The organism is Endozoicomonas sp. SESOKO4, from assembly GCF_024606275.1.
In genome coordinates this window covers 1-7,748 of sequence record NZ_JAHHPS010000057.1, presented here as the reverse complement: position 1 = coordinate 7,748, position 7,748 = coordinate 1, and the positions used below count along the sequence as shown (strand labels likewise).

Genomic DNA, 7,748 nt, shown 5'->3' with positions numbered 1-7,748 from the left:
CGAACTCCGCAGGCTTAACATTCCTCCAGCCCGGAGGTAGGTCTGCAAGAGACGGGGGAATGATAATTTATGGGCTTGCTTTGCGCAAGCCGAGCTATCCATCCCCGTCCTCAAAGTACGGGGCTTTTCGCTCAGTTTCTGTAATGGGGTATGCGGTTTCAGTGAGCTTGACTTGTTTACTCATGACTCCCACGCTCCAGCGGTTATGGCAAACTCCCGACATGCAGGTACAACTACCTTGAAAAATACCGCCTGGGTGGTGCCACTATTGCCTTGTTTATGCCTCGCTATTCAAAGGAACGTAAGTCTGCCGTATTACAGAAGCTTCTGCCTCCAGATAACCGCTCTGTAACTGGTATGGCAAGAGAGCCATTGAGGAAGACTGCATATGGTCACCACCGGGAGTAAACCGTTCTTCAGTTCTTAGGATTTGAAGCTGGCGGAAATACGCGATTTCAGGCCAAAGCTGATAATTTTCAATGTGACAGAAGGCCAAAAAAGTTGCCAAACCCATTGTACTCCGGGACCTAAAAAAACGACATGGAAGAAGCTGCACCATTGTGCATGCAATTTTCTGATTTTAAGAGTCCAGTGTGGTACTCTCTTTTTTCAGTTTTAACAGGGGTAACAAAAGAGTTAAACAAAACACCTATTGACCAATCGGCTTTATAGTCAATACTTGAAGCCGTTTTAATGGGAATATCTTTGGTGTTTAAGCTATACCCAAATGTTAACAAGTCCTTCTCATAGGCTGCATCGAAACAATAATGCCATAGGAAAGGATTGACCGGATAAGAAGTTTTTCCACTCTTCAGGTCATTCCAGGCACTATCGCAAAACGCCTTACCCTTCTCATCGAGATTTTTAATGGAAAAATCCTTGCTAATACCCAACTCTAATGCCGTATAGTCAAATCCTGCAGTAGCAAGAAAACTGCGTGTATTTTTGGGAGGGCGATGTTCAATATAGTGATTGATTTCTTGTACTTTTGTAATCAAGGGCTCAATTTTCCGGGTGCAGGTATTATAATCACCGGTTCCGTTTCTGCCGTCTGGTAAAGGGAAGCCTTTAGGAAAACATGACGCCCGGTTCAAATATTGGCTTATTGCCTGATCAAGCCCTAAGCCCAAAAAACTTTCTGCATTAAGCTTGTATGTCTTGCTGCTTATCTTAACGGTGAAATCCTCATTCTTATCCACCTCATAAGCAATCTGTGTAGAAGCACCGCCCAAGTCAAGAACACCTACCGTGTCTCCCTGTAATTTTATGCGCGAGTTGTCGTAATTCAACGCCAGCCAGGCATAAAGCCCCTCTTTTTTGCCTGTTATTGTCTCCACTTCAATGGTGGATGAAGGAAAGTTATCTTTTAACCATTGTTCAACTTCATCATTCAGGACTGCTCTTTTCTCAGGTCTGATTTGCCGCATTCCGGCGGTTGAATAAAAATATATATTATTTATGTTTTCATCGATCACTGAAGCAAATAGCCCCTGAAGATATCCATCCAGACTATCTACCTTTTCCTCCTGAACGCCTCCTTTTTTTTTGCTGGACGTTTTTTTCCTAATAACAGGAATTCCGTTGGCTGGGTCCAGGGAATATTCATAGATATGGAGCCTTGAACCGGTACTGCCCGCATCGACCACTGCAGTTTTCTTTATCGGTTCAGAACCATAACCTGCGATTGCTACTGAGCACGAAATTGCAAAAATACTGGCTAACTTACCTGATAGCATAATAGTCACACCCTATTTTTTTGGGGTTGAAAGCACTCACCATTAAAATTGATTAACAAAGCGGCGGCTTCAGCAATGACGGAATAATATTAGTTCAGTGATAGTAGCAAAACTTTGGGAGCATGAAGGTTCTGTATTTTAATTTCTCCCCCTCAGTAACAATACATGGTCGATAGTTAATAAGATTTTAATTTAATGACCCGTTATGACAAAAGCGTCCGTTTCAGACGAAATCTTGAACGTTGGAAGCTCAGCGGGCAAAGCTAACGATACTCAGAATCAAATGTCAGAATGTTTCTGCCTCCGCAATAGCCAACCGGAATAGCCAACCGGAATACCTATACGCTGGCCATGGACAACAGTGACAGGGCTTATAAATACTCAGAGCGAATATGTTGTGATCCGGCCATGATCAGTCATTCAGTTCCAATGGTTTAGCTGCGAATTACCATGGTTTGGCTAAGGCTCACCTCGCTATGCCCAACTCGCTCAAACAGGCTTATAGCCCGTCTGAACTTCATTCCAAAGCTCTCTCCAGTCTCATTCTCTGGAAATCTTTTTCGCTTCAATATTTTGCGCTTCAATATTTTGTACTTGAACATCTCGCTCATAAATTTTGATGGAGGTATAGGAGTGTTTGCAAAGACAGCCAGCTATGAATCCCAGAATGCAACCATCACCAGGGTGCCCCAAAAGGCAACCAACAGTGAGGCCAAAGGCTGCCCCGGCACATTCCGGGTTTTTGATGTCAAGTTGGTAAATTTGTCTTACCATTTGTTCTGGAGTCGATTTGATCTCGATAGGTGCCATAGTTACCTCCATATTCGACAAGTTTTATTAATACAACAATAAAGTTAGAGGATACTCTCTCTTAAATGTTCCAAAAAAAAACTAACACGGAGGATAGTATTGCTAACAGTATCTGAAAGAGTGCCATACACTGTAAAAGTGGTCTAATAGTTTCCGGCGCCTTTACATACGGTTGAAGGTACTTTGTCTTTAGTCAAGGATCTTAGACTTACTCTCAGGGCTCCATGCCATAGAACTTTACTTCTGGCATCAAAAAAGCACCTTGAATATCGTCGCAAGGGAGGTAAGAAAAACGGCGTATTGTCTGATTTTTTATTGGAGCACAGGCAAGCGTTGAAAAAGGACGATTGATCACAAGGGATAAGGGGCGCTTCTCAACCTACTTCCCAACGTTGGATATTGTGTGCCCCTGAATTAATACAAAAAGCCCTTCTGCTTCAGATCAACGTCTGTTGAATCCTGCCTCTGTACTTCAATCCCAACAACGCTCTGATCAAAGCAATAGGCGAGAACTCTGCATTCTCCGGGAACAGTACGATGCCATCATGAGGGTATCTCTTCTGGAACGCTTTTAAATCCAGATAGTCTGACCCTATATCCAGACAGCCTCCCAACAAACGGCCGGAAAACTCTACTTTACGACTGAGCCATGAGCGTTTAGGCTTTTTTCCATTCTACTTTCCCGCTACCCACTGTCGCAACAAGGCAAAACATGATCTCGCTGCACGATCCTTTTCTTCAGCAACAAAGCCTGCTGATGGCCAGTAATTACTTTACACTGACGGGTCAGCTGCTTTGCGGACTGCCCCTGAATGACCCCAAACTGGCTAAAAAATTGTATGAACACCCGTCAGTGCTACTATCTCACGGCACAGAAAGTGATCCGATCTTCTGTTACGGGAACCTGAGTGCCCAGTCTCTTTTTGAAATGGACTGGAACACTCTGACTCAGCTGCCTTCCAGACATTCTGCAGAGCAGCCCAACAGGGAAGAGCGGGGCAGATTGCTAAGAGAAGTCACTAAACGCGGCTACATCAAAAACTATTCAGGTATCCGTATTGCCAGTACCGGAAGACGGTTCATGATTGAGCAGGCGCTGGTCTGGAACCTCTACGATGAGAGAGGCAGGTACCAGGGGCAGGCTGCTACGTTCAGCAACTGGACTTTTGTTTGAAGGCAGCCCCACTAATATTCAAAGACGATGGTTACAGACAGCTATCCAGCTGAGCTATCCTGAAAAATAGACACTCTAAGGATAATTTTTATGAAAGGACTCTTCTTCAGCGGCCTCTGCTTGTTGTCCTTGCCCGCCTTTTCAGAAAACGACTTGCCTCTGCCATCACCACCCGCTTCTGCACAAGCCCATCACTATCAAAAGCAGAGCATCGATCAGGTGATTGAGAACGGAGATGATGAGGAACTGGTGAAACTTTCCGGACAAATCATCAAGAAACTGAAATGTTCGATTTACCTGTTTCGGGATAAAACCGGAGAAATCCAGATTCATATCAGGAATGATGATATACCCAAAAAGGGTCTGCTCTTTGGCTCCCCCACCATTATCAAAGGAGAGGTCATGAAAGACCCCAACGAACCCATTGTGGTGGAAGCCGACAAGATCCTTTATGTTTTCTAAAGATTGTTCAGTACCCGTGACTACCTGATCTTAAACCCGTTTCGAGTTTGGTTACCCCATCCTGGGAAATCGGAGTTCTGCTGCAAACCTCTGGCACATAATCTGTACATTCATGTGGATCAATATTTATTTTTCAGGCATTTTTTTGGGGTAAATTTAGTTTTTTATGGCAGTATTTAGTTTTTACCCTCAATCAAAAGGCTCGATTTATGCCAACCCCCATTGGCTATGAATGGTTGAAAGAACATTATCAGCTGAGAGTTATACCTCACTCAGTTCGCTCCTACACCGGAGGCTTACTGGGGACCAAAGCCAATCAAGTAAAGCGGCATGAGATTCTTGAACAGAATTTTCCCGACTCCGCCAGACCGGAAGAGACTCTGACAGGTCATCTTCTGTTTGCTCTGAAGTATGAAGGTGCTAACCCAGCCTATCTCCGGCAAGTTTTTCTGCAAACAGGCGCAAAAGATCAAATTCAGTCCACCATCCAGAAGCGCCCCAGTAGCCGCTGGGGTCGTCGTCTGTGGTTCTGGTATGAGTACCTTACGGAAACCCTGTTGCCATTACCTGACTGCAAAGCCGTTAAATATGAGTCGGTTCTTGATGAAGAGCGCTACTTTACCGCTCACCCCATTAATGTTCGACGATACTGTCTGCGCAACAATTTACCGGGACACAGAAGATTCCTGCCATTGGTGCAAAAAACGGATGCCCTGCGTGAAGAGTCCAACGCCAGACTGGAGCATTGTATAAACAGCGCTCTGACAGATTACGATGAAGAAGTATTTACCAGAGCCTCGCGCTTCCTGACCACCTACGAAACCAGAACCTCTTCAGAAATTGAATCAGAAAACATCACACCCGACAAATACATTCGTTTTGGCCGGGCACTGGAAATGGCAGGTCAGACACCACTGACCAAAGAGCGGTTGATTGAAATCCAGAACATCATCAAGGATGGCCACCAGCAGGAACCTGACTACCGGGTTGAGCAAAACTATATAGGCGGCCCCGGTCCCCAGGGCGTGGCTTTGCCTCCACCCCGCCCTGAAAATATTGAAGACCTGATGGATGACTGGTTTGCCATGTCAGGACGCTTGGCCGAGTCGGACATTCCAGCCAGTGTTCGGGCAGGAATTCTCTCAGCCAGTTTTGTTTATCTACACCCGTTTATGGATGGCAACGGCCGGATCAGCCGTTACCTGATCCAGGATGTACTGGCAAAATCCGGTATTTTGCAACCGGGCATTATTCTGCCGGTATCCGGCGGGATTCTGAACCGTCAACAGGACTATTATCAAACACTGGATCTGCTATCCAAAGCCATATGCGCCCAGACAGACTATTACATTGATGAAGCCGGACACATCACCATAGAAGGAGAAACAGATCACCTGTTTAGGTATCTGGATTTGACTCGCTATTGTCAATGGCTTTGCGAAGTTATTGGCGATGTAGCTGAACATCTGCTGCCCAAAGAGATTGACACTCTGGTATTGGCCGACCGCCTCTACCGGGCTCTGGACGACTTTCTTGATCTGTCAGCTAAAGAGCTCCGCCTGATGGTCAAGATTATTCTCGACAATAAAGGCAAGTTGAGTAAAAGGAAGCAAAAACAGTTCGAGTTTCTGACCGAGCACGACTTCAAACAGATCAACCGAATGGCTTCAGAAGTGCTTAAAGACAGCATCAGGAAGAAGCCTGATGAGTTGACTCAGTAACTCATAAAATAGTTGTCGCAGATCAGATGAAGAGCTTTGTCCTTAGGAGCCTATCAATCAGTTTCAGAAATTTTAGCCACTCCGCATGTGTATGTCTTTGCTCACTAGCCAATGATTTTCGAACGACGGGCGACGCGTAGACTGCCAGTATTTGCAGAAGCCAGCTTTCTGAGACGCCTTTCTTCAGAAGACTTAAGCTCTATTTTCGGAGCAACTTTCATGAAAAGGCAGCTATACGGTTCTGTTGCGACCAGAACAGCTGGAGTTAGGTTTATGCACCATAATTTTCAACGCACTAAACTAGCTATGCCTTCCCTATCTTCATTCATCAGATTTCTAAGCTGCCTGTGCGGCAGTGAACTCAGCAGGCAGTTTAAACCATACCCGTTTATATTTATAAGCTGCCCGTGGGCAGAGAACGAGCCTCAAAAACTGACGTTAGTGCCCAGACAAGCCTTCACAGATACGAAGCAGTTCTGGAAATGCATAAATAGCAGGGCGACGGCCAGATCCTTCCCTTAGCGTTACTATGGGGCCGTCCGGCACATGCAGCTGACGCAGAAGACCATGCAGGGTAGGCTTACTGATACCGGACCGTTTGACGAAGTCGCTCACTTGAAAAATGGGTCTGTCAAAAAGTGTATCCACCAGTTGCATCGTGAACTTTGAGCCTGTCGTTTGTTGAACCCTGACTTTAGTCTTTTCATATAACGACATGATCGCTTTTACTTTCTGAACATTATCTCTGGCCTGAACAAGTATGGCTTTCAGAAAAAATTCGATCCAGCCTGTCCAGTCGCCTTCCCGGGAAATCTTCTTTAGCCGCTCGTAATATTCATCCCGGTGTGCTTCCAGATAACCTGAGAGATAAAACATAGGGCTGGAGAGTCTCTGCTTACTGTACAAAAACAGCGGTATAATCAAACGACCAATACGGCCATTACCATCCTTGAATGGATGAATCAGCTCAAATTGGGCATGAACGATGGCGGTCTGAGCCAGTACATCAAAATCACTCTCGCCCAGATAATGATGCCAGGCTTCCAGATGATCCATTAGCTGTATAGGGTCCGGGGGAACAAAGGTTGCGGTCTCAAGCGTACAGCCCGCTCGCCCAATCCAGTTCTGATCCTTTCGAAAAGCACCCGGTGTTTTTCCTTGACCTCTAACACTGTCAAGAAGTAGCTGATGTAACTGCAACAAGAGACTCAAAGAGATCGTTCGCCCTTCAGCCAGGTACTCCTGGGCCAGCATAAGCGCTTTTCGGTAGTTCAGTATTTCCTGAATATCTGTATTTTTTCTCTCGTCAAATTGAGCACCTGCTTCATGCTCAAGCACCTCTTCAACCGTAGCCTGGGTCCCTTCAATTCTGGATGATAACACCGCTTCCTGATTCATCAGGGGCGACAGCATGACCGCGGGATTAATGATTCCCTGTAGTAGACCACTGTATTCAGCCAGGGCTGCATTAGCTTCACCGACCAATGTGATCAGACGGCTAAACTCAAGATCTTGAAGGGGAAGCGTATCAGGGATATATGGGGTCATGCCAAAACCTTGTGTATTAAAGGACATAATATTTAATACATAAATACTTTTGTGTCTGTCGTATCCAACACAAATTTTTCGTATTAAGAATTGTAATATTTAATACACAATAACGATAGCGTATTGAGCTTGATACACAAAGCAACTTGTGTATTAGATTAATTTATATTTAATACAATACAGAGGCTTTCAGACGGGGTTTCCATTGTATTATCCAAGCTGCCCAATCGCTCATTCCTCCTGATATGGATGGTACCCTGCTGGATCTCCACTTCGATAACTACTTCTGGATGGAGT

6 protein-coding genes are annotated in these 7,748 nt (G+C 45.2%); 3 read left to right on the top strand and 3 right to left on the bottom strand.

What is annotated here, in order from left to right:
- Nucleotides 1–527: 527 nt before the first annotated feature.
- Together KDK16_RS01035 and KDK16_RS01030 are read right to left on the bottom strand one after the other, a co-directional pair.
- Entirely contained in the window at nt 528–1,736 is a 1,209-nt protein-coding gene (locus KDK16_RS01035; RefSeq protein WP_257274291.1) for a hypothetical protein, read from the bottom strand.
- Nucleotides 1,737–2,276: 540 nt separating this feature from the next.
- On the bottom strand, nt 2,277–2,546 hold the full coding sequence (locus KDK16_RS01030; protein ID WP_257274290.1) for a hypothetical protein: 270 nt from the start codon (nt 2,544–2,546) through the stop codon (nt 2,277–2,279).
- 712 nt (nt 2,547–3,258) lie between these two features.
- Between KDK16_RS01030 and KDK16_RS01025 the strand changes: the two genes are divergently transcribed.
- The 3 genes from KDK16_RS01025 (at nt 3,259) to KDK16_RS01015 (ending at nt 5,903) form a co-directional block, all read left to right on the top strand.
- Nucleotides 3,259–3,720 (top strand): MEKHLA domain-containing protein, encoded by a 462-nt coding sequence (locus KDK16_RS01025; protein ID WP_257252763.1) that lies wholly within the window; start codon nt 3,259–3,261, stop codon nt 3,718–3,720.
- A gap of 90 nt (nt 3,721–3,810) precedes the next feature.
- Nucleotides 3,811–4,182, top strand: coding sequence for a NirD/YgiW/YdeI family stress tolerance protein (locus KDK16_RS01020; protein WP_257252765.1), 372 nt, complete (start codon nt 3,811–3,813; stop codon nt 4,180–4,182).
- Nucleotides 4,183–4,391: 209 nt separating this feature from the next.
- On the top strand, nt 4,392–5,903 hold the full coding sequence (locus KDK16_RS01015; protein WP_257252766.1) for a Fic family protein: 1,512 nt from the start codon (nt 4,392–4,394) through the stop codon (nt 5,901–5,903).
- A 438-nt stretch (nt 5,904–6,341) separates the two neighbouring features.
- Here the strand turns inward: KDK16_RS01015 and KDK16_RS01010 are convergent, their stop codons facing one another.
- Nucleotides 6,342–7,451, bottom strand: a complete 1,110-nt coding sequence (locus KDK16_RS01010) for a Fic family protein (protein WP_257252767.1) — start codon at nt 7,449–7,451, stop codon at nt 6,342–6,344.
- Nucleotides 7,452–7,748 lie beyond the last annotated feature (297 nt).